This is a genomic window from Roseibium algicola (genome assembly GCF_001999245.1).
GTDB classification, from domain to species: Bacteria; Pseudomonadota; Alphaproteobacteria; order Rhizobiales; family Stappiaceae; genus Roseibium; species Roseibium algicola.
In genome coordinates, this window is the sequence record NZ_CP019631.1 from 218106 (window position 1) to 238512 (window position 20407).

At 60.6% G+C, this 20407-nt stretch carries 20 protein-coding genes; 8 read left to right on the plus strand and 12 right to left on the minus strand.

Features of this window, described 5'->3' with window-relative positions; all coding sequences use genetic code 11:
* The first annotated feature begins 2 nt into the window (after window positions 1-2).
* The 5 genes from nirJ to B0E33_RS29325 are packed head-to-tail and all read left to right on the plus strand — an operon-like array spanning window position 3 to window position 4120.
* Window positions 3-1223 (plus strand): heme d1 biosynthesis radical SAM protein NirJ, encoded by a 1221-nt coding sequence (nirJ, locus tag B0E33_RS29305; protein WP_077294216.1) that lies wholly within the window; start codon window positions 3-5, stop codon window positions 1221-1223.
* A complete protein-coding gene (locus B0E33_RS29310) occupies window positions 1198-2745 on the plus strand; it encodes a nitrite reductase (RefSeq protein WP_077294219.1) in 1548 nt (515 codons plus the stop codon). Before nirJ ends, B0E33_RS29310 begins: the two co-directional genes overlap by 26 nt.
* On the plus strand, window positions 2702-3445 hold the full coding sequence (locus B0E33_RS29315; RefSeq protein WP_023001467.1) for a sirohydrochlorin chelatase: 744 nt from the start codon (window positions 2702-2704) through the stop codon (window positions 3443-3445). Before B0E33_RS29310 ends, B0E33_RS29315 begins: the two co-directional genes overlap by 44 nt.
* A complete protein-coding gene (locus B0E33_RS29320) occupies window positions 3442-3693 on the plus strand; it encodes a hypothetical protein (RefSeq protein WP_023001466.1) in 252 nt (83 codons plus the stop codon). The genes B0E33_RS29315 and B0E33_RS29320 overlap by 4 nt, the downstream gene beginning before the upstream one ends.
* Before the next feature lie 25 nt (window positions 3694-3718).
* Window positions 3719-4120 (plus strand): hypothetical protein, encoded by a 402-nt coding sequence (locus tag B0E33_RS29325; RefSeq protein WP_228148148.1) that lies wholly within the window; start codon window positions 3719-3721, stop codon window positions 4118-4120.
* A 12-nt stretch (window positions 4121-4132) separates the two neighbouring features.
* Here B0E33_RS29325 and B0E33_RS29330 read toward each other — a convergent pair whose 3' ends face one another.
* The 8 genes from B0E33_RS29330 to B0E33_RS29365 form a co-directional block, all read right to left on the minus strand.
* Entirely contained in the window at window positions 4133-5158 is a 1026-nt protein-coding gene (locus tag B0E33_RS29330) for an FAD:protein FMN transferase (RefSeq protein WP_228148149.1), read from the minus strand.
* Complete coding sequence (locus B0E33_RS29335; RefSeq protein WP_077294231.1) at window positions 5155-5703, minus strand: nitrous oxide reductase accessory protein NosL; 549 nt, start codon at window positions 5701-5703, stop codon at window positions 5155-5157. Before B0E33_RS29335 ends, B0E33_RS29330 begins: the two co-directional genes overlap by 4 nt.
* Window positions 5700-6530: an ABC transporter permease gene (locus B0E33_RS29340; protein ID WP_075281792.1), complete on the minus strand. Its 831-nt coding sequence runs from the start codon at window positions 6528-6530 to the stop codon at window positions 5700-5702. The genes B0E33_RS29335 and B0E33_RS29340 overlap by 4 nt, the downstream gene beginning before the upstream one ends.
* 3 nt (window positions 6531-6533) lie before the next feature.
* Window positions 6534-7454: an ABC transporter ATP-binding protein gene (locus B0E33_RS29345; RefSeq protein ID WP_077294235.1), complete on the minus strand. Its 921-nt coding sequence runs from the start codon at window positions 7452-7454 to the stop codon at window positions 6534-6536.
* The gene (locus B0E33_RS29350) at window positions 7451-8734 is read right to left on the minus strand and encodes a nitrous oxide reductase family maturation protein NosD (RefSeq protein ID WP_206051480.1); all 1284 of its coding nucleotides are present in this window, start codon (window positions 8732-8734) and stop codon (window positions 7451-7453) included. The genes B0E33_RS29345 and B0E33_RS29350 overlap by 4 nt, the downstream gene beginning before the upstream one ends.
* Window positions 8735-8737: 3 nt before the next feature.
* Entirely contained in the window at window positions 8738-10648 is a 1911-nt protein-coding gene (gene nosZ / locus B0E33_RS29355) for a TAT-dependent nitrous-oxide reductase (protein ID WP_077294238.1), read from the minus strand.
* 30 nt (window positions 10649-10678) lie between these two features.
* Window positions 10679-12892 (minus strand): NosR/NirI family protein, encoded by a 2214-nt coding sequence (locus B0E33_RS29360; protein WP_156912571.1) that lies wholly within the window; start codon window positions 12890-12892, stop codon window positions 10679-10681.
* Between the two features lie 153 nt (window positions 12893-13045).
* A complete protein-coding gene (locus tag B0E33_RS29365; protein ID WP_265733578.1) occupies window positions 13046-14152 on the minus strand; it encodes an NnrS family protein in 1107 nt (368 codons plus the stop codon).
* Between the two features lie 250 nt (window positions 14153-14402).
* Between B0E33_RS29365 and B0E33_RS29370 the strand changes: the two genes are divergently transcribed.
* Entirely contained in the window at window positions 14403-15164 is a 762-nt protein-coding gene (locus tag B0E33_RS29370; RefSeq protein ID WP_228148150.1) for an NnrU family protein, read from the plus strand.
* An 11-nt stretch (window positions 15165-15175) separates the two neighbouring features.
* Here B0E33_RS29370 and B0E33_RS29375 read toward each other — a convergent pair whose 3' ends face one another.
* The 4 genes from B0E33_RS29375 to ubiT are packed head-to-tail and all read right to left on the minus strand — an operon-like array spanning window position 15176 to window position 18014.
* Window positions 15176-15562 (minus strand): hypothetical protein, encoded by a 387-nt coding sequence (locus tag B0E33_RS29375; RefSeq protein ID WP_077294243.1) that lies wholly within the window; start codon window positions 15560-15562, stop codon window positions 15176-15178.
* Window positions 15535-16446, minus strand: coding sequence for a ubiquinone anaerobic biosynthesis protein UbiV (ubiV, locus tag B0E33_RS29380; RefSeq protein ID WP_077294613.1), 912 nt, complete (start codon window positions 16444-16446; stop codon window positions 15535-15537). The genes B0E33_RS29375 and ubiV overlap by 28 nt, the downstream gene beginning before the upstream one ends.
* Window positions 16447-16449: 3 nt before the next feature.
* Window positions 16450-17460 (minus strand): ubiquinone anaerobic biosynthesis protein UbiU, encoded by a 1011-nt coding sequence (gene ubiU / locus B0E33_RS29385; RefSeq protein ID WP_077294246.1) that lies wholly within the window; start codon window positions 17458-17460, stop codon window positions 16450-16452.
* Window positions 17457-18014 (minus strand): ubiquinone anaerobic biosynthesis accessory factor UbiT, encoded by a 558-nt coding sequence (gene ubiT / locus B0E33_RS29390; protein WP_075281785.1) that lies wholly within the window; start codon window positions 18012-18014, stop codon window positions 17457-17459. Before ubiT ends, ubiU begins: the two co-directional genes overlap by 4 nt.
* Before the next feature lie 149 nt (window positions 18015-18163).
* Here ubiT and B0E33_RS29395 point away from each other — a divergent pair, with 149 nt between their 5' ends.
* Entirely contained in the window at window positions 18164-19678 is a 1515-nt protein-coding gene (locus B0E33_RS29395) for a UbiD family decarboxylase (protein ID WP_228148151.1), read from the plus strand.
* Window positions 19675-20256, plus strand: a complete 582-nt coding sequence (locus tag B0E33_RS29400; RefSeq protein ID WP_077294252.1) for a UbiX family flavin prenyltransferase — start codon at window positions 19675-19677, stop codon at window positions 20254-20256. The genes B0E33_RS29395 and B0E33_RS29400 overlap by 4 nt, the downstream gene beginning before the upstream one ends.
* Window positions 20257-20407 lie beyond the last annotated feature (151 nt).

The window sequence follows — 20407 nt, forward strand, 5'->3', positions numbered from 1 at the left end:
CGATGTTCCGCCTCTCGGAATACATGCATCAGATCGTGGAGCCGACACCTGTCAGGACACGCCGCGGCACCGGTGCGGTCAAGCCGGTGGTGATCTGGAACCTGACCCGGCGCTGTAACCTGAAATGCCGGCATTGCTACACCGTGTCGGCGGACGTCGATTTTCCGGGCGAGCTGACCCACGACCAGGCCATGGCGACCCTGGAGGATCTTGGACACTTCGGCATTCCCGCCCTGATCCTGTCCGGGGGCGAACCGCTGGACCGGAAAGACCTCTTTGAGATTGCCGGGCGCGCCAGAAGCCTTGTGCGCATGCTGGCCCTGTCGACCAACGGCACCAGGCTGCATGGCGAGACTGCCGACAAAGTGGCCGAGATCGGTTTCGATTATGTGGGCATTTCCATTGACGGGATCGGGGCCACGAACGACTGGTTTCGTGGCGTCGAGGGAGCTTTCCAATCTGCCCTGCGGGGCGTTCGCGAATGCAAGTCACGCGGCATCAAGGTCGGGCTGCGCTTCACCCTGACCGAGGGCAACCACGAAAGCCTGCCGGATCTTCTGCGCCTGTGCGACGATGAAGGTGTCGACAAGTTTTACCTCTCGCATCTCGTCTATGCCGGCAGGGGCGACAAGCACCGCGGCGAAGATGCAGAGCACAAGCGCTCCAGATGGGCAATGGACATTCTGATGGACCGCGCATGGCAAGGTGTCAGCGGTGGCCGGCCACTCGATATCGTAACCGGCAACAATGATGCCGACGCGGTTTACTTTCTGGAATGGGTACAGCGGATCTTTGGTCCGGAAACGGCAGCCCAAGTGCGCGGTCATCTTGCGGCCTGGGGAGGCAATTCCTCCGGTCTCGGTGTCGCCAACATCGACACCCTCGGCAACGTGCATCCGGATACCTACTGGTCCGACTACACCATCGGCAGCGTAAAATCCGTTCCGTTCTCCGAACTCTGGACCGGTGAAGACCCCATGCTGGCCCGGCTTAGAACAAGGCCAAGACCGCTCAAGGGGCGCTGCGGTGCCTGTGCCTTCAAGGACGTGTGCGGCGGCAATACCCGTATCCGCGCACTGCAACTGACTGGCGATCCCTGGGCCGAAGACCCTGCCTGTTATCTCAATGACGACGAAATCGGGCTTGCCGGCCCTGGCGGCGAGCGCCTGGCCGTGACCCCGTTCCGAGGAAAACGCCATGATCCGGCTCACCGCTTCGCTTAGCGCACTCCTTCTGATGACCTCGCTTTCGGTTGCAGGCCCCGCGCAGGACTATGCAGACAACTGCCAGGACTGCCATGGAGCAGGCCGTCTTGGTGGTGTCGGACCGGCACTGATCCCGGAGACCCTCGGCCGCACGCGCGGACCGGATCTGGATGCTGTCATTCGAGACGGCCGCAAGGCGACGCAGATGCCGGCATTCGCCGATATTCTAGGTGCCGATCAGATCGAGGCCCTGGCCGCTTTCCTGAAGGAGCCACTGAGTGACGTTCCGGACTGGACCGAAACGGATATTGCCGCCAGCCAGGTGATCAACGAGGACTATAAGCCGGTCGAAAAACCGGTCTGGCAGTCCGATCCGATGAACATCACCCTTGTCGTCGAAACTGGTGATCATCACGTGAGTGTTCTTGACGGCGATACCTTCGAGACACTCGACAGGTTCGCAACGCCGTTTGCGGTCCATGGCGGGCCGAAATTCTCGCCGGACGGGCGCTATGTCTTCATCATGTCGCGCGACGGCTGGGTCCAGAAATACGATCTCTACGCGCTTCAGGAAGTCGGCCGGGTGCGGGCAGGGCTCAACAGCCGCAACATTGCCATGAGCCATGACGGCAAGTGGCTGGCGGTTGCCAACTATCTGCCGATGACGCTGACGATCCTGTCGAGCGAGGACCTTTCGGTCGCAACCGTGATGGATGTGACGGCCAAGGACGGTACGGCCAGTCGCGTTTCGGCGGTCTATCAGGCTCCCAACCGCAAGAGCTTCATCCTTGCCTTGAAGGATGCTCCGGAAATCTGGGAAGTAGCGACCGATCCGGAAGCCGACCCGGTCTACGAAGGCTTCGTGCACAGCCGGGAAAAAGGCATGGTCGAAGCTTTGCCTTCGTCCGTCGGTCTCTTCGCCCGCCGCCGGATCCTGACGGCAGAACCGCTTGACGATTTCTTTTTCGATGACGACTACCGGCATCTCGTCGGAGCGTCGCGCGACGGCGCACGCGGTGTCGTGGTCAACCTGAATGTCGGCCGTGAAATTGCTGAACTGCCGCTGGAAGGCATGCCACATCTCGGGTCCGGTATCAGCTGGGAGCGGGATGGCCGCAGGGTCATGGCGACCCCGCATCTGAAAGAAGGCAAGCTGTCGGTCATCGACACCGAAACCTGGAAGCAGATCGCGACGATCAAGACCGACGGTCCCGGCTTTTTCCTGCGCAGTCATGAGAACACGCCCTATTTCTGGGCCGATGTCTTCTTCGGTCCGAACAAGGACGAGATCCACGTGATCGACAAGGACAGCCTGGAAATCGTCAAGACCTTGAAGCCCGTCGAGGGCGCGACGGTCGCCCATGTCGAATTCACGAAAGATGGCCGCCATGCCCTTGTCTCCGTCTGGGAGGATGACGGCGCAGTGATTGTCTATGACGCCAGCACGCTGGAAGAGATCCGGCGCCTGCCCATGCGAAAACCTTCGGGGAAGTACAATGTCTGGAACAAGATCACCTTTTCGGAAGGAACGAGCCATTGAGGCGATCCTCGTCTCGCACGGCCAGCCGTCGCACCCGCAGGCAGGTGAAGCGTATTTGCGCGCACTTGCGCAGCAGGTCCGCGAATTCCTACCCGGCTGGTCCATCCGCTCGGCCACGCTGGCCGCGCCTGGCGCTCTTGATCGGGCCCTGGGCCTTGCCGGGCCTGAACCGCTTGTTTTTCCGGTTTTCATGGCCGAAGGCTGGTTCACGCAGACCGCTCTGACAGGCAGGCTGAAAGGGACGGGCGCCCGGCAGCTGCCTGCCCTCGGAATTCATCCCGAGTTGCCACGGTTGACGGCGCATTTTCTGGAAATGACGGCTGAAAGAACTCACTGGAATGCGTCCGGCTACGAACTGCTGCTGGCAGCCCATGGGTCGGCAACCTGCCGGTCGACCGCGCAAAGCACCGTCCGCTTTGCCGCTGGTCTTGCCGAATGGTTGCCGGAAAGACCGATTCGACTGGGCTTCCTGGAAGAAGCACCCTTCCTGGAACAAACGGCTACAAGTTGCGGCATGAGAACGGTCTTGTTGCCCCTGTTTGCCGGAAACGGGCACCATGTGACCCAGGACATTCCGGAAGCTCTCGACAAGGCCGGGTTCGAGGGACTGCGCCTTGCTCCGCTGATCGAGGCGCCTTTCGTACCCAAACTCATTGCCTGCGCGCTGGAGAGCGCCAATCGGAAGGAACTGGCGGCGTGACCCGGATCGAAACCGGCTGGCCGGTGCGCAAACTTGCGATCGTGCTTTATCCGTTCACGGCCGCTGCCGTTGCCATCAATCTCTTCATGCTCAGCCTGATGGGGCAGGCCATCGGCTTACCGGCCCTGTCGCCGATCGTGTCGATCTGGATCAGCTTGCCACTCGGCATCCCGGCCACATGGCTTGCAGCAAAGTGGGTGCGGCGACTGATGGACGAAGCAGATGGAAAACTGCCACCGGCAGATTGACACCCTCGTAAACGGGAAACAGACCATGTTGATACAAAGGGACCTGCGTCGAGGGTCTGGCCTGCGCATGGCTGGTGCCGCCGCCGCTGTTTTCGGTGTCATGACAGTCGTGAGCGGTGGAACGGTTCTCTGTGGTGGCGATCAGCTATCCAGACTGGCTGGCAACGTCGTCTCGTTTGTCCTTTGGTTCAATTTCCTGGCGGGCTTTGCATATGTAACGACCGGCATCGGGCTCTGGTTCGCCAGAGGGTGGGCTCGCTGGATGGCCATCGCGATTCTGATCGGGACCGCGGTCGTTTTATGTGCATTCCTTGTGTATGTGTCCCAGGGTGGACCTCATGAAACGCGCACTCTCGTGGCATTGATCTTCAGAACGGGCTTCTGGGCGATCGTTACCTCGACCGCCCTGCGAGCCGTAATCCGCTGACAGACGCGTTCCTCAAGCCCTCAGCCACCCTGTCGAACCATCGCGGCGCACCACGAAGGCGCTGGTTGCCGTAAAGTCGGTAAGGGCTCTGCCAAGGCGGTTCTCTTCAAGTACCAATGCGGCCGTGGACAGGCCATCGGCGAGAGCTGCGGCCGGAGCTATGACGCTGGCGCCATCTACTGCACCCGCAACCGGCAGGCCGGTTCGCGGATCGATGATGTGGGAGCGCCGGCCAGCCTGATCGAACGTCGTTCCGAGCCGCGCGGAACTGGCGACTGCGGCGTTCGTCAATCTGATCCTGGTCTTCGCCTCTGCGCGTTCGGCCACTGGCTGCAAGGTCACTGGCCAGCCACGGTGAGCGCCTGCGTTGAGAGCAGGTTCTTCATCCGGCCCGCCTCTGGTGACGATCTCACCGAGGTCGACCACCATGTTCGTGCATCCCTTCGCGGCTAGCAGGGCCGTCACCCTGTCCGTGATGTAGCCTTGGGCAACGCCGTTGAAGGACATGGACATGCCTTTTTGCGCAAAGCGGATCTCGCCCGGGCCATAAACGACGTGTCTGAAGCCTGTGCGGCTGCGGGCAGTTGCAAGATCTTCTCCGGTGTCGCCGGACGCCTGCCTGGCATAATAGGCCCACAAAGGTTGAATGGTCGGGTCGAAGGCTCCTTCAGTCGCGGCGTGTAGCCTGTCGCACAGGCCGAGCAGATCGACCATTTCCAGTGAAGGCGCCGAAAGCCGTCCGTTGGCATTCAGCCGGACCAGCTCGCTGTCCGGTTGGTAGAGACTGAAGATCGCTTCCAGCCTGCGGATTTCCGCTTCCACCTTGCTGAACAGGCGTTTCGCTTCGCTTGCGCTTTCATGCAGGATATCGATCTCGGCCCCAGCCCCGAGCGCAATGCCGCGCCAGCGGTACAATTGGGCCTGTGCACCTGCCATTGCTCCGCCTGCGGGCAATGCAAGGCCAGCAACACCGGCGGCGCAGATCCGCAGGAAACGCCTGCGGTTCATGAGTGGTTGATTGATGGTTGCATGTGTCATTGCGCAGCCCCGTGTTTTACAGACATGGGGACCGAGGTGGCAGCGGACACATCGACGGCCCCCAGAACGTAGTCGGTCGGGATGTCTTCGGCGCGGACGACGCGGCCTTTGTTGTCCCGCGCGAACGCATCCGCTCCGGCCTGCGTACCAAAGGGAATTGCTTCCGGGGCGCCCATGCCGCCTGCCACGTTGCTGCCGATGACGAACCAGGCCCCATCCAGATCGATCCAGTTGTCGGTACCCGGCTGGGTCCAGCTTTCTGCCTGCTCCATGTCATTGACATAAACGGCAGCAATATCCTTCGGCTCTTCGGGAGAACGCAGGAAGGCAACCGCATCGCGGACCTGTGTGAACCAGAGCGGATTGGGATTTCCTGCCAGATGGATCTGCGCCTTGGGGCCGTCATGTTCCAGAACGGTCATCTGGCAGTAGTGACCAGCCGCCTCCGGTGTCAGATGAACGGCATCGGGTTTGGCAATCTGAACCTCTTCCTGGCAGGCAGCCAGGACCCCGAGCATGAATATCGAAATGAGCGCGCGTTTCATGGCGCAATCCTTTTTATCAGAAGAGCGGAGCCGGCCATGGCCAGGCCGGCAAATGCGGCCAGGGAGCCAAGGGCGAGCAAGGGGTCGAAAGGCAGCGTGTCCGCCACACCGGCCATGCCGCCCACCAGATCGCTTGCGCCGAGGGCGGCCAGGTTGAACAGACGGAAGGCGTCGGCCGGATTGAGCAGGATGGCGTACGGGAAAACGTCGGACGCAAAGACACCGCTTGGGTTTGCGACCAGCGCGCCAAGCAGCGCAAGGTCATACAGGACGACCAGCATAAGCCACACGGCAACCGAAGCCGCCGCCGCAGTGCGCGACTGGCGTGTCAGTGAACTCAGAACGTAGCCCGTGGCGAGAAAGCAGACGCCGAGCAGGATCGAGGTTGCAATCAGACGCGCAAAATCCGCAAGGCCCGAGAGGGAGCCGAAACCCGCTGCCACAAGCAACCCGGCGGTCAGGCCGTAGCCGACAACCAGTGCGAATGCCAGAACCAGCGTGTGGCCGACGGCCTTGCCGATCAGGAATTCGACACGGGAGATCGGGCAGGACAGCGTCATCAGCAAAGTACCGCGTTCGATCTCGCCGCAGATGGCGTCGAATGCGAGCAACAGCGCGATGAGCGGCACGAGATAGACCGACAGACTGGCCAGAGAGGCAACGGTAATGGTCAGGCGGTCGACGCCGAGCGTTCCGGCTGGTGCCGAGCCGAGCAGGGCGAGCGCCAGCGAGAACACGGCGAGGATCATCGCTGCAAGCAGGATCCACCTGTTGCGGATACCGATGCGGATCTCTTGTCCTGCTACGGTGAGGATTCTGGAGAACATGGTTCAGGCCTCCTTGCCAGCGGAGCTGGAAAAATACCGGTAGACGTCATCGAGGCTCGGCGCGTGCACATCGACATCTTCAACCAGGTTGCCGAGTGCGCTGATTGCCGAAAGGGCTTTGACCTTGTCGTCCGCGTTGCAGTTGAATTCGACCGAACGTCCGTTCATCTGCCCGCCGCCGAGGCTTTCGGAGACATGGGCAAGATCTTCGGGCCTGGTCCAGACCTTCAGCCTGATCGGCAGCCCCGCCTGGGCACGCAGGCGGCTCAGGATGTCGTCGGCAACGAGCCGGCCTTTCGACAGGATCAGGATCCGGTCTGTCCGTGCCTCCAGTTCGGTAAGGGCGTGAGACGACAGCAGCACCGTCGTTCCCTGACCGGCGATTTCACCGATCAGTTCATAGACCGTCTGCCGGGAAATGGGGTCAAGCCCAGTGGTGGGCTCATCCAGCAGGATCAGCCGAGGTCTCCCGACAAGAGCCTGGGCGAGACCAAGGCGTTGACGCATGCCCTTGGAATAGGTGCCGACCCGCCGTTTTGCAGCCTCCGCCAGGCCGACCCTTTCGAGCAGCGGCAAGGCCCTGGCCGGGCTTTCGCCTTTCAGTCTCGCGTAGAAGGTCAGCACTTCCTTGCCGGTGAGCGAGGCGGGAAAGGCGACCGATTCCGGCAGATAGGCCGTGCCGACACGGGCATCGTGACTGCCGGGGGCAGCTCCCATGACGGCGACGTCTCCATGGTCGCGCTTCAGGAACCCGAGCACGATCTTGAACAGTGTGGTCTTGCCGGCGCCGTTGTGCCCGAGCATGGCAACCCGTTCACCTGCGTTCAGCGAAAAAGACACGTCATCGACGGCCTTGTGCCCGGAAAAGGTCTTGCAGACGCCGTCCACGCGGAGGGTCGGTGCAGAAAGGGACGTTTCGGTCATCCTTGAACTCCCGAATTCGGTGTCGCCCGCACCGGCGGATGCATCAGTGGGGCGTTATCGACGATGCCGCCTGGCAACAGCGCCGGAAATTGAGATTGGGTCCACCGCAGCAACTGAACAGCCGGACTGCCGACCAGAAGCTTGGCGGAAGGTTGGGTCCAGAGGACCTGGTCGACCATGTCGTTGGGCCGGTAGGCGGTGTCGGCAATGCCGTCGCCGTTCATGTCGAAGGCCGGGTGGTCGCTCCAGTAGTTGCCGCGCCCGTCCGTGCTCCAGTCAAGCTGGCGGCTGCCGACGTATTTCACCTGGGTCTTGTTGGCGATGAAGGCATTGCCCTTGAAGGCGTTGTTCGCAGAACCCGCGGTGAAGTGAACACCGATGGGGCAGCCTTCGAAGCTGTTGTCTGTCACCGTGTTCTTGTTGGCGTTGTACATGAACAGGCACTTCTCGCCGCCGCCTTCGACCTGGTTGCCGGAAATCTCGGCGTGATTGGCGTAGTTGAGCATGAGGCCGTGATTGCGGTCGCCGATCGAGACGTTGTTGCGTACCTTCAGCCGGTCGGAAAACATCAGCGCGTAGCCGATGTCGTTGCCTTCAGAAACGTTGTTCTCGATGACACCGTTGTTGCCGTGCATGTAGTGAACGGCAAAACGCAGGTCTTCGAACCGGTTGTTGCGGAACGTGTCCTTGGGACTGGTGTTGACGAAGATGCCGTCGCGGCCGTAGCGGATCGTGTTGTATTCCGCCAGAAGATCAGGCGCGTTCCAGACGTAGATGCCGTTGCCGCGCTCGTTCATGCGCAGGTCCTGGCGGCCTTCGATGAGATTGTTCGAAACTGTTGCGTTGTGCGCACCGTGAACATCGACACCTGTCAGGTTGTCGAGGATCCGGTTGTCACGCACGATGGCGCGATGCGCGGTCTTGGACAGCTTGACGCCCGCATCCAGCGTGTCCTGCGAGAGGCCGGACCCGGTCAGTTCCAACCCTTCCACGACACTGTCCGGTGCGTTGATGGTGACAACGCTACCTGTGCCGTTGCCGGCAATGCCGGCCTTGCCCGCTCCACTCAGCGTCAAGGGTTTGTCGAGAACCACGGGGCCCTCATGCTTGCCGGGTGCAAGCCGGAGAATGTCCCCGGCCTGCGCTTGTTGAAGAACCTGCTGCAAGGCGCCCTTTTCGGCTGGTACCTGCCATTCTTCCGCCTGTAGCGGACCGCAGACGGTCAGGCTCGCCACAGCAGCGGTGGAAAAGGCCAGTGATCTGAAAAAGGCGCGGTGCATGGCTCAGGCGTTCCTCGGTTCCACGAACATCCGGCCGCGCATTTCCATGTGCAGCGCATGGCAGAACCACTGGCAATAGTACCAATGGACGCCCGGGCGTTCGGCAACAAAGGTGACCGACGCGGTCGCCTGCGGACCAACTTCCATGGCGATGCCATAGTTGGACAGGCAGAAGCCATGGGTCAGGTCATCGATATCATCGATGTTGGTGACGTAGATGGTGACTTCGTCGCCCTGCTTTACCGTGAACTTCTCGAGGCTGAATGTCGGCGCGACCGAGTGCATGTAGACACGCACCTTGTTGCCGTCGCGGATGACGTCCGCGGCATATTCCAGCTCGACGCCGTCGGCGGCTGCCTGTTTCTTGGCATCGTCAAACCAGGGATGGTTGCGATCCCAGACAGTTGCCGGATTCAGCTTCGACGCATGCACGATGATGCTGTCATGCGGTTCGGCGAACGTCGGCCCATCGTGAACGACTTTCATGTCGTCAGTGGAAATGTCGATGAGCTGTTCATTCTCCGGTTTCAGCGGACCGACGTTCAGGAACCGGTCCTTGGAGAACTTGTTCATCGAGATCAGCCATTTGCCGTCCGCTTCCGCGGTTTCACCCATCGACGTGGAGTTGTGGCCCGGCTGATAATGCACATCGACCTTTGAAATGATCGGATCGACTTCTTCACCCGCATAGGCGCGGATGGCCTTGTCGACGTTCCATTTCACGATCTGGCTGTCGAGGAACAGGGTGGTGAACGCATTGCCCTTGCCGTCGAAAGCCGTATGGAGCGGGCCAAGGCCAAGCTGCGGCTCGGCGACAACGGCCGAGCGTGGATCGGCATTGTCAGAGAAGAGCGCGTCGACCTTGGTCACGTCGATCACCGTGCAGGTGGGCGACAGCTTGCCGTTGATGACGATGTGCTTCTTGTCCGGTGCCGCGTTGCAGCCGTGCGGGCTGTTCGGAACCGGGATATAGCGGGTGAACTGGGAATTGGCTTCTTTCCGGCCGTCGACGATCGGCACACCGTTGAGTTCCCGGTAGTTGCCCGCAGCGACGGCTTCCTCGATCGCCTTGATGTTGAAGACGACGCAATGATCCAGTTCGCTCTCGGTCATTTCGGCAAGGTTCATGCCCATTTCCGAGTTGTAGCTGGTCGAAAAGGCGTATTTGCCCTGGTAGTCTGCGTCGCAGTTGTCGAGGTTGCCCGATACGATCACCTGCCAGGCGACCTTCATCTCGTCACCGTCGATGGCGGTGAACAGGCAGGAATACTGGGACGGATCGTCCAGGATCTTGCCGTCGTTGACCAGCGGGGCTTCATGCTCGCCATTTGCGAAGACATAGCCCGTGCGCGGATATTTCTGCGGTCGCATGCCGTGGATGTCGTGTGCGTTCGGGATCTCGATGATCTTGTCGCACTTCATCGTGGTGCAATCGATGCGGGCCACGCGCGTATTCGCCTTGTCGTTGGCGAAGATGTAACGACCGTCGTAGGTGCCGTCGGTGAAGGACATATGCGGATGGTGCAGGTCGCCGTTGTCATAGGTGACCTTGCCCTGTGCCGCGAGATACGCCTTGGTTTCCGGCAGCAGACCTTCCGTCAGGATCTTGAGGGACTCGTTGGTCTGACCCCAGCCGGTTGCCGAGCAGCGGTTGAACACCGGAACACGCATCAGTTCGCGCATGGACGGGAAACCGAGAATGCGCAACTCGCCGCTTTGGCCGGACGACCAGAAGCCGTAATATTCGTCGAGTTCACCCGGTGCGAGTTCGAACTTCTGTCCGTGTCCCTGCGCATATGCAAGGTCTGCACCGCTGAGGGCGACTGCGCCCATTCCGGCGACAATGGCGGTCTTGGCTGATCCGCCCAACAGATCCCGGCGGGATACGCCGCGCTGTTCTTGAGTGTCCTTCATGGCTGATCTCCTTAGGTTGCCTTTTGAAGGTTATTTGGCCGGCACCGGCGTTTCCGCCTTGGCTTTTGTGTCCGGCTTGACGAGACCGGTCTGCACCTCGAACCGCCGTCTTTTCGCGAGCTTCTTGATGCAAACGGGACATTTCTGGTCGTGCTGATACAGAACCTGGCAGTGCAGGCAGTTCAGGCACTCGTTGGGATTGATGTGGCCTTCGGGATGGATGGCCTGGACCATGCACTCCTTGGCGCAGCGGTTGCAGGGGTTGCCGCACTCGCGGTACCGCTTCAGCCAGTCGAACATCCGCAGCCGTGCCGGGATCGCGAGGGCCGCGCCGAGCGGGCACAGATACCGGCAGTAGAACCGCTCGATGAACAGGCCGGCTGCCAGCAGGGCCACCGCGAACAGGACGAAGGGCCAGGCGCGCTGGAACTTCAGGATGATGGCCGTCTTGAAGGGTTCGACCTCGGCATAGTGTTCGGCCACATCGAGTGAATAGAGCGACAGTCCGAACAGACCCAGGAAGATGATGTATTTCACCGGCCACAGGCGCTCATGCAGACCCCACGGCACTTCGATTTGCGGGATACGGCACAGCTTGGCGATACGGTTGGTCAGCTCCTGCAGGGCGCCGAAGGGGCACAGCCAGCCGCAATAGGCGCCGCGTCCCCAGAACAGAAGGGCAGCAGCCACGGAGAACCACAGCAGGAACACCAGCGGATCCATCAGGAAGGCGTCCCAGCTGAAGTCGCTCGTGAGGGCGGAGAAGAAGGCCAGCACGTTGACCACCGACAGCTGGGCGTTTTCCATCCAGCCGAGCCAGACCAGCGTGAAGGTGAGGAAGCCGATGCGGAACCAGAAGGTGAAACGCTCGTTACGGGTCACCTGCATCTGGAAGAAGAACACCAGCGTGAGCACGGCGATGGCAGCGCCAAGGATCAGAACGTCCGTCTTGCGGTCATTCCAGATCCGTTTCCAGAGGGCCTGGACACCTGTGTCCTTTTCCGCGACGGCTCCGCTGGATTGACCCGAAGTTGCGGCAGGCGCTGCGGCTGGTGCAACGGTCTTCAGATAACTGTCGGGCAGGCGGTAGCCGAGGTCGAACGTCAGGAACACCTTTTCGATCGGCCCGACCGGGCGCTGCACGAGCAGCTGCAGCCGGAATTCCTTGGCAGGATCGAAACCTGAGTCTGCCGGAATGATGAAGAGGTCCATTTCGGAAAATGCCGGGGCACCTTCCGCGGCGATGGTTCCGACGCGGTTGTGCTGGCGGTCATGGAAACGAACCGAGACATCGTCCTGGATGAGCTGGATCCGGTCGAAGATCCCGCCCCGCACATAACCGGACCCCTTGAAGGAATAGCGTCCCCGGCCGGCCACAAGAATGGCATGGTCGCCGTCGTTCAGCCGTGCCATCAGGTTGGCATATTCCGCTTCGCCCAACAGAGACAGGCCGATTGAAGGTACATCTGCAAGAGCGAGGTAGAGGTCGATGAAAGTGTCGGTTTCCGGGCCTTTTTCAGGCCTGTCGACCGCACGTTTGTCACCCTGGCTCACAAAGGATTCGTTGATCTGAGCAACATCCAGGGAGAGGCGCCGTACCGAGCCATCACCGGTCAACGTCATCCAGTCACTGATGTCTTTCTTGCCGGTATCGACTTCCCTTTGCGGGCCACTCTCCGCAACTTCGGAAGCAAGACCACCCAGACCCAGGGTCCGTGCAACCTTCAGGCCCGAACGGATGATGGAATCGTCGATGACCATGATGGTCACGGTCGCGCCGGATATGATGTCGAGATCGTGTGCCGAGCCACCACTGGCGGCTTCCGCCTTCAGGTCGAGACCTGCATAGCCTTCCGTGACCGCACGGATTTTCTTGTCCGGAATTCCGATCAGGACAATCGGTTCGGAGTGTTTGACCAGTCGGACACCCGTGATGACGGCGTCCTTGTCGACCCCGACAAGAGTGTGGATCGGTTTGCCGGAATAGCCCGTTGTGGAGACGAAATCCGAAGTCAGGTAAACCCAGCCGAGCGTGTCTTTGCCTTTCAGGGCAGGCACGACCGGAACATCGTTCTTCAGCGGGCCGAAAGTTTCGGCCCCCGGCACGAGTTCGCCCGGCGCTACCTTGTCGAGGTAATGCTGGACCAGCGCTTCATCTGCCTTGACCGGTGCGATTCCCACCAGACCCAGGGCGACAGCGATGCTCAGGAAGGCGAACAGAAAAATGTGACGGGGATGACCCACGAGACGCGCTCCAAGAAGTCGTGTGTTTTCTCTTGGGGTTCGTTGTCGGCCTTTGCGGTGGTCGGGACATTGACGATAGTCAAGTGTGTGGAAATGATTTTGGGGACATCAAAAAAAAGCGCCCACTTTTGGTGAACGCCTTGAAAAATATGTTTATTTACGTATTCGAGGTGTTGTCAGGATCGGGAAATAGACCCCGACATACAAAGCGAAGGCCATGATCCACAAACTGCCCGACAGCAGCATGGTTTCGAAATAGCCGAGGGCGCTGAGCCCGAAACTTCGCACCAGCGCGGCGGCGATCAGAAGCACATAGGCGAGCACGATCGGCCTCGACACCTTCAACGGCAAACCCGCGTGACCGAGCGAGGCGCGCGTCATCATTGCAAGTGTCATGCTGCCGATTGCTCCGGCAGCAAGCAGATGCAGGGCAGCCGTTTCGGAGTATTCGCCGGTCAGTAAAGTCACACCGTAAACCAGATACCCGGACCCAAGCAGCAGATAGGCGGCATGCAGGATCCAGAGGATCGGTTCCCTTCGCGCCGCCCAGCCTTGCCAACCGGCAAGACGTAATAGCGTGACCAGCCCGGCCGCCAGGCAAAGCCCACCACGCAACACCTCAGGCACAAACGGCAGGAATGCGAGAGCTGTCAGCAGCACAAGCAGGATACCTGCCCGGTCCAGCCAGACACGCGACACGGGCAGGGACCCTTGATAGCCCACCCGAAGCAGGGCGTTGCGCGTGAACGCCGGCACGACCCGGCCACCGATAATCGCGATCATGGCCGTACTGGTGAATATTCCCATCCGAACACCAGCCTGGGCGGTGTCGTCCGTCCAGCCGATCCACTCCAGATGCATCATCAGATTGCCGGTGAGGAGAGCCGTCAGCAGGGCCAGAAACACCATGTTGCGGGCCTGGGATTTGCGAGCAAGGCGCCCGAGTACGGCGGTGGAGAGGACCGGGACAAAGGCAAGGTCTACCGCGGCAACGATCACCGGGTCGATGCTGTTGGAAAACCAGATCGCAAACCGTCCGGCAAGCCAGACCGTGCCACTGGCAATGACAAACAGCGAACCGGCTTCCTTCGTTCCGGTCCAGTTGGGCACTGCTGTCACGAAGAACCCTGCAATCACGGCAGCCGTATAGCCGAAAACCATTTCATGCGCGTGCCAGAGGTGCGGTGCCATGGCCATGGGTGTGGAGATAAAGGTGCCTCCGGCGGCGTGCACACCGAGCCAGACTGTCCAGGCGAGCATGGCAAATACCGAAAAAATGCCTGCGGAGAGGAAAAAGAACCTGAACCCGGCGGTCAACACTGTCGGGATCCGGGTAGGGCTGCCCAATGCCCCAAAACGATGAGTTGCCATCATGAGCTTGCCTTTCAGGGTGTTTCTGCCGGCAGGCCGGCAAATGCAGCTGAAGATGAAACAGGCCGAAGGGCCCTTGGCTCATGATCCCAAGACGGGTCTGCAAGTGTCTTGACCATCGTCAAGTCGGATTGGATTCATGACTATAAGAGTCATGTATATCGACGGGGCTGCCAGGCTCCGGAAACGTGTTCCTGTAGAGAGCGCCCCTGCCATGCCCAGCCTCAACTGGCTCAATTTTATCGCGGCCTTCCTGGTCTTCTTCGCCTCCCACATGGTTCTGGTCAGGCCGCCGATTCGTCCGCTTCTGGTCGCCTTCCTCTCACCGCGCGGGTTTTCACTCTGCTATTCGCTGCTTTCGCTGGGGATCCTGTGGTGGCTGATTGTGGCAGCCCGTGATGCGCCATACGTTGCGCTTTGGCCCTGGGAGACTTGGCAGACCTATGTACCCGTATTGATGATGCTGCCCGTCTGTCTGATCCTCGCCTTCGGGATCGGTGCACCAAACCCGTTCTCCTTCGGCGGGCGGCACAACAACCGGTTCGATCCCGAGCGTCCAGGCATCGTCGGCCTGACCCGTCACCCGATCCTGGTGGCTGCGTTTCTGTGGTCAGTGGCGCATGTTGTTCCGAACGGAGATCTGGCACACGTCATCCTGTTCGGAACGTTTGCGGTTTTCTCCCTGGCGGGCATGAAACTGATCGATCGGCGCAAACAAAGGGAAATGGGCAATACCTGGATTTGCCTGCTTGCCGACATGAAGCGTTCGTCCAGCGTGGCTCCGGTCAACTGGCAAGCAATCCTTTTCAGGGCAACGGCAGGGCTTGTGCTCTACATTGTCCTGGCTGTTGCGCACCCCTTGTTTGCAGGTGTCGATCCCGTGGCAACGCTGATGCCGTAAGGCAGCAGTCGTCAGGTCTTGCCGGAAATTCTGGCCAATTCCGTCAGCCGCCGGGCACACCGATCCGCCATGTCCGCCAGAAACTTGAGGCTTTCGGCATGATCGACCATCTCCTGCGGTGTCAGCGGCTTGCGGCTGAGGAGCGCCAGGTCGCTCAGAAAGGATATGCCGGACGCCATCTGGGCATACTCGGTCTCGATATTGCCGGTCAGGTCCCTCTGCAGCTTGAGGGTTCTCCAGGTTTCTATGGCGACGATCGTCCGGTCCAGTTGTTCCTTGCACGTACAGGGCATGTCCAGGCGTTGCAGTTCACGGTGGATCTGCTCGATGACATCCGGAAATGGTTCGCTTCGCGCTTCGGTACCCGGTCTCAGGCCGGGAGTGTTGCTGTCTTCCATCCTGCATCTCCTGCGAGATAGGCGTTGCAGACAGGGCCGGGCAGGCCTTGGCCTGCGAGCTCTGCATTCAAGTCTTCACATGTCAGCTCGCCATCCAGAAAACGCCTGAATGTGCCGGCGACCTTCACCATGTCCAGCGAATGAGGAGACAGTCGTAGCCGGCGGATACCCGTTGCCTGCAATTGTCCGCTGGTTACGCCAGCAACATGAACGGCATCCGACAGGGTCTGAATTCCGTTTGCCGCCAGGAACCTGCGATCGTCCAGTGTGGCGATGTTCATTCCGTCCGGGTCGCGATCACAGACGAACTGACAGGCATCCTTGCGCAGCCCATGTGCCCTTGCATGATAACAACGGGAGGAGAGTGCGAGTGGAAGCCTGCCGAACGCAAAGAGTTCAATGTCCACCTCCGGCACGAGCGCGGCGATTTTCTGGATCGAATCAAGAGGCAGCTCGACCGGAGGACACCAGGCCGTGGCTCCTCTGTCGGCAAGCAGTCTGAGGCTGGCTTCGTTATAGACATTCAGAAACGGGCCTGCCGTGAATTCCTGGCCAGCGCGACCCGGGACCATCGACAGATCGTTGATCTCTATCGGCATGTCATAACCGGCCTGCTGGCGCAGGATCTCCCGTTCCCGCTTGTTGACGGGTTGCGCAAGCCCCGACAGGACCACCTGTTTACCGGCCTTGGTCAGCATCTCCATGATGTCCGGCCAGAGTGCATCGGTGAACGGCATGCGCTTGCCGCACACAACTTCACCCAGATACACGCGGTCGATGTCCGCTTCCTCGGCGATGCCGCGGTAGAAGTCGACAAGCCGCTCCGCAGACCAGTTGAAGAAACAGGGCCCGAGCGCAAGTTCAATTTTCGGATGGTCCGGCATCATCTATCGCCATGTTTTCTTGTAGGAGCCTGCGGTCTGACGACCGCCTTCCGAAAAGGCTTTCAAGGCGCCGATGGCCGGGCCGGGGTCGCCGCCGTCTGAAAGACTGTCGACCGCCTTCCGGAACGCGCCGACGACGCCCGCGATATAGGCCTTGCCGCGTTGGCGACCTTCGATTTTCAGCGCTGTGACACCCGCCTTGGAAAGGTCTCCGAGAAGCTCGAAGGCATTGAGGGAAACCGGGTCCTCGAACAGGTAGCCGGTCTTGCCTTCCGCGGTGAACTGGCCCTTGCAGAGCGTCGGATAACCGGCTGCCTGGCCTTGCTCGAAACTGTCGATTGTGAACCCGCCGAGCCGGGCCTGAAGTTTGCCATCGGCGTCTTCGGTGTAGTCGACATGTTCCGGCGGCGAACACACGCCGGTCAGGTTCGGCGACTTGCCCGTGGCGTAGGAGGAAAGCGAGCATCTGCCCTCTGTCATCACGCAGAGCCCGCCGAAAACGAAGACCTCGGTTTCAACGTCGATTTCCTTGTTCAGACTTGCGATTTCAGGCACCGACAGCACCCTGGGCAGGACGACGCGCTTCACCCCGAAAGTGTCCGCATAGAACCGGATCGCCTCGGGCGTGTTGGCGGCCGCCTGCACGGATAGATGAAGCCTCAGTTCCGGATGGTTGCTTGCCGCATGATCGAGAACGGCAAGATCTGCGGCAATGACGGCGTCGGCCCTGCATTGCACAGCCGTATCAACGGCCTCTCGCCACAAACCGACATCTCCGGCCCGGGCAAACGTGTTGATCGCGACCAGCACCCTGGACCCCTTGCGGTGGGCAAAGGCAACGCCCTCCGCCAGCTCTTCCGGCGAGAAGTTCAGTCCGGGAAAGTTGCGCGCGTTGGTCTCGTTTGCAAGGCCGCAATAGATCGCGTCGGCACCGGCTTCCGCTGCTGCGCGTAACGCGGCAGGGGTTCCTGCCGGGCAAACCAGTTCCAACGGCTTTGCTTCAGGTGATGTCATGAGAGTTTCTGCCGGGAACAGTCAGCCTGGGCGGATTTTTGCGCAAAGGCACGAACCTGGCCCAGCAGCTTGTCGCTGATGGTGTTGACCCAGTCGGCCGATTGTCCGCTCAGGCCGAAGAATTCGCCCGGGGTGAGATCTGCCTCTTCCAGCGTGTTGCGCAGGGCCAACACGTGCTCTGTCCTGCCTTCGATACGAAGATCACGGCTGAAGAAGAGGGCGTCGCCATCATAGGTGCCGTCCAGCAGTCCCAGCAGTACCAGAAAGGGAGCGCGCACGATCGCCCTGGCATCGCCGATCCGGCTCTTGTCACAGATTCGGACCCTGGAGTTGTCCGGATCTAGTGACAGAAGAAAGGCGTGGGGCAAATCGTCCGGGACGATCGCGATCGGCACCTGGACAACGTCGCCGAGCCTGCGGATCAGATCCGGACGGCGTGCGACGAGGCGTTTCGTGAGGGTCGAGAGCAGCGCTTCCATTGGAGGTTTCGGCAGGGGCGAAACAAGGGAGGAAACGAGTGGTGGCAGGCTTTCCGAAGAGGGGTGTGTTTGCATCCGGATCTCACTTTCTGTGAGCGGAGCCTAGACCGGCATCGCCCCTTGCCAACTTGACAATTATCAAGGCAGGCATCGGTCGTTCTGCCGATATCGCCGGACACTCTGAGCAGCGTGTTGCCACACGCGCATGTCTTGCTGGAACCACGATGCAAAAGACCGGTCGCGACCTGCCTCCCTTTCCCAACTTGCGGAAATTCCTGGATTTTCTGGATCGTGAAGACGATCTGAAGACCCTGAGCACCCCCGTGGATGTTCATCTTGAAGCGACCGCGTTGCATCAGAAGGTGATCGGGAGTGCCGGTCCCGCGGTCCTCGTTTCCAATCCAGTCCGGGCAGACCGGGGCGGTTTTGCCGCACCCCTTCTGATCAATCTCTTCGGCACCTCGAAGCGCGTTGCGAACGGACTGGGTCTTCACCCCGAAAACCTGCCCGACCTCGGACAGTTTCTGGCCAGCTTGCGCAGTCCACAACCGCCAGCTTCCTGGCGGGAGGCTGGAACCCTGATCCCGATGGCAAAGGCAGGGCTTAACTCAAGGCCGAAGATGACTGGCGTTCCCAAGGATCTTCACCGGGTTGAGCCGGATCTCTCGCAGCTTCCGGTCCAGACCTGCTGGCCGGGCGATGCGGGACCGCTGATCACCTGGGGAATGGTCGTTACCCGTCGTCCCAGCAAGGACGATCCCAGGAATTATAATCTCGGCATCTACCGGATCCAGGTGCTGGACAAGGACAGGGCAATCTTGCGTTGGCTGCCGTTTCGCGGCGGTGCACAGCATTACCGCCAGTGGCAGCAGTCAGGCGAGGCAATGCCTGTTGCCGTGGTAATCGGCTGCGATCCGGCAACCTTGCTGGCGTCCGTTATCCCGGCTCCGGCAAACGTGAGTGAACTGGCGCTGGCCGGCATCTTCAACGGCACGCCATCAAAGCTTGCTCCCTGCGATACGATCGATCTTCATGTCCCGGCGAGTTCCGAGATTGTCCTGGAGGGAGAGGTCCAGCCGGGAGAGACGGCGCTGGAAGGACCTTTTGGCGATCACACCGGTTACTACAACGAAGCCGCCGATTATCCTGTGTTCCGGCTGAAGGCCATGAAGATGCACCGGGACTGCGTCTATCTGTCGACCTTCACCGGCAGGGCGCCCGACGAACCCTCTGTTATCGGCGAGGCCATGACGGGTCTCTTCCGCCCGCTGCTGCAACAGGCAATTCCGGAAATTATCGATGTCCATCTGCCCCCTGCGACCTGCTCCTACAGAGTGGCGGTCCTTCAGATCGCCAAGACCTATCCCGGTCAGGCACGGAGGGCGATGATGGGCTTCTGGTCACTCTTGCCGCAGTTCTCGATGACCAAATACGTGATCGTTGTCGATCAGGACATCGACATCCGGAACTGGGACGATGTCATGTGGGCTGTCGCGACACGGTCCGACCCGGAGCGCGACCTGCTCGTCCTGACCGGAACACCGGTCGATCAACTGGACTTTTCCAGCCCGCGCGAGGGACTGGGAGGCAAGCTCGGCATTGATGCGACGATCAAGATTGGCGCAGAGACGGCACGGAGGTTTGCGGAGAAACTGACCATGCCGGCGGAGATGGAAACGCGTGCTGACAGCCTCTTCGCGCAGCTGTGCCGGACACCTGCGGCCGAGGTGCACCCATGAGCCGGCGCAAACGACTTGTAATCGGCATTTCCGGGGCGTCGGGTGCGGCAATTGCACTTGAAATTCTGCGGTTGTGCAAGGCACTCAGGCTCGACACCTTCACCACGGTGAGCGCTGCGGCGGAACGGACGATACAGCTTGAGTTGGGCGATGCGGCACGCCGGGAAATCCACGATCTCGCGACGCAGGAATATGCCGCTTCGGATGTCGCCGCACCCATATCCAGCGGATCCTTTCAGATGGATGCCATGATCGTCGCGCCCTGTTCCATGCGCAGCCTCGCTGCCATCGCCTACGGCACGGGGGAGGGACTGCTGGCGCGCGCTGCAGATGTCACTCTGAAGGAACGCAGGCAGCTTGTCCTGCTGGCTCGTGAAGCCCCGCTCCACGAAGGGCACCTGGAGGCAATGCTCAAGGTCACCCGCATGGGTGCGATCGTCGCACCGCCGGTGCCTCCGTTTTATCTGGGCCTTTCAACGATGGAGGAAATGACCCAGCAGATTGCTGCCCGCGCGCTCGCAACGGCGGGGATCGATCCGGGAGACAGCCTGCGGCGATGGACTGGTGAACCAGCCTGAAATTAGATCTCCGGCAGCCCTTTGCCGGTCGATCTGTGATCTTTTGCCGCGACCGGGCCCCCTGTCAGACTTGACTATGGTCAATTGGGTCGGGTTCTCCCGGTGCTACGCCCTTATTCGGAACAAGAAGGGCTTCGCCAATGTCTGAAAC

Bases quoted from the DNA above. Each gene is read 5' to 3' on its own strand.
- B0E33_RS29345 (WP_077294235.1), bottom strand. From the start codon at position 7,454: ATGACCGAAACGTCCCTTTCTGCACCGACCCTCCGCGTGGACGGCGTC.
- ubiU (WP_077294246.1), bottom strand. From the start codon at position 17,460: ATGACATCACCTGAAGCAAAGCCGTTGGAACTGGTTTGCCCGGCAGGA.
- B0E33_RS29350 (WP_206051480.1), bottom strand. From the start codon at position 8,734: ATGCACCGCGCCTTTTTCAGATCACTGGCCTTTTCCACCGCTGCTGTG.
- ubiV (WP_077294613.1), bottom strand. From the start codon at position 16,446: ATGCCGGACCATCCGAAAATTGAACTTGCGCTCGGGCCCTGTTTCTTC.
- B0E33_RS29330 (WP_228148149.1), bottom strand. From the start codon at position 5,158: ATGACACATGCAACCATCAATCAACCACTCATGAACCGCAGGCGTTTC.
- B0E33_RS29340 (WP_075281792.1), bottom strand. From the start codon at position 6,530: ATGTTCTCCAGAATCCTCACCGTAGCAGGACAAGAGATCCGCATCGGT.
- B0E33_RS29395 (WP_228148151.1), top strand. From the start codon at position 18,164: ATGCAAAAGACCGGTCGCGACCTGCCTCCCTTTCCCAACTTGCGGAAA.
- B0E33_RS29325 (WP_228148148.1), top strand. From the start codon at position 3,719: ATGTTGATACAAAGGGACCTGCGTCGAGGGTCTGGCCTGCGCATGGCT.
- nosZ (WP_077294238.1), bottom strand. From the start codon at position 10,648: ATGAAGGACACTCAAGAACAGCGCGGCGTATCCCGCCGGGATCTGTTG.
- B0E33_RS29400 (WP_077294252.1), top strand. From the start codon at position 19,675: ATGAGCCGGCGCAAACGACTTGTAATCGGCATTTCCGGGGCGTCGGGT.
- B0E33_RS29365 (WP_265733578.1), bottom strand. From the start codon at position 14,152: ATGCTCGCCTGGACAGTCTGGCTCGGTGTGCACGCCGCCGGAGGCACC.
- B0E33_RS29335 (WP_077294231.1), bottom strand. From the start codon at position 5,703: ATGAAACGCGCGCTCATTTCGATATTCATGCTCGGGGTCCTGGCTGCC.
- B0E33_RS29315 (WP_023001467.1), top strand. From the start codon at position 2,702: ATGTCTGGAACAAGATCACCTTTTCGGAAGGAACGAGCCATTGAGGCG.
- B0E33_RS29375 (WP_077294243.1), bottom strand. From the start codon at position 15,562: ATGGAAGACAGCAACACTCCCGGCCTGAGACCGGGTACCGAAGCGCGA.
- B0E33_RS29310 (WP_077294219.1), top strand. From the start codon at position 1,198: ATGATCCGGCTCACCGCTTCGCTTAGCGCACTCCTTCTGATGACCTCG.
- B0E33_RS29370 (WP_228148150.1), top strand. From the start codon at position 14,403: ATGACTATAAGAGTCATGTATATCGACGGGGCTGCCAGGCTCCGGAAA.
- nirJ (WP_077294216.1), top strand. From the start codon at position 3: ATGTTCCGCCTCTCGGAATACATGCATCAGATCGTGGAGCCGACACCT.
- ubiT (WP_075281785.1), bottom strand. From the start codon at position 18,014: ATGCAAACACACCCCTCTTCGGAAAGCCTGCCACCACTCGTTTCCTCC.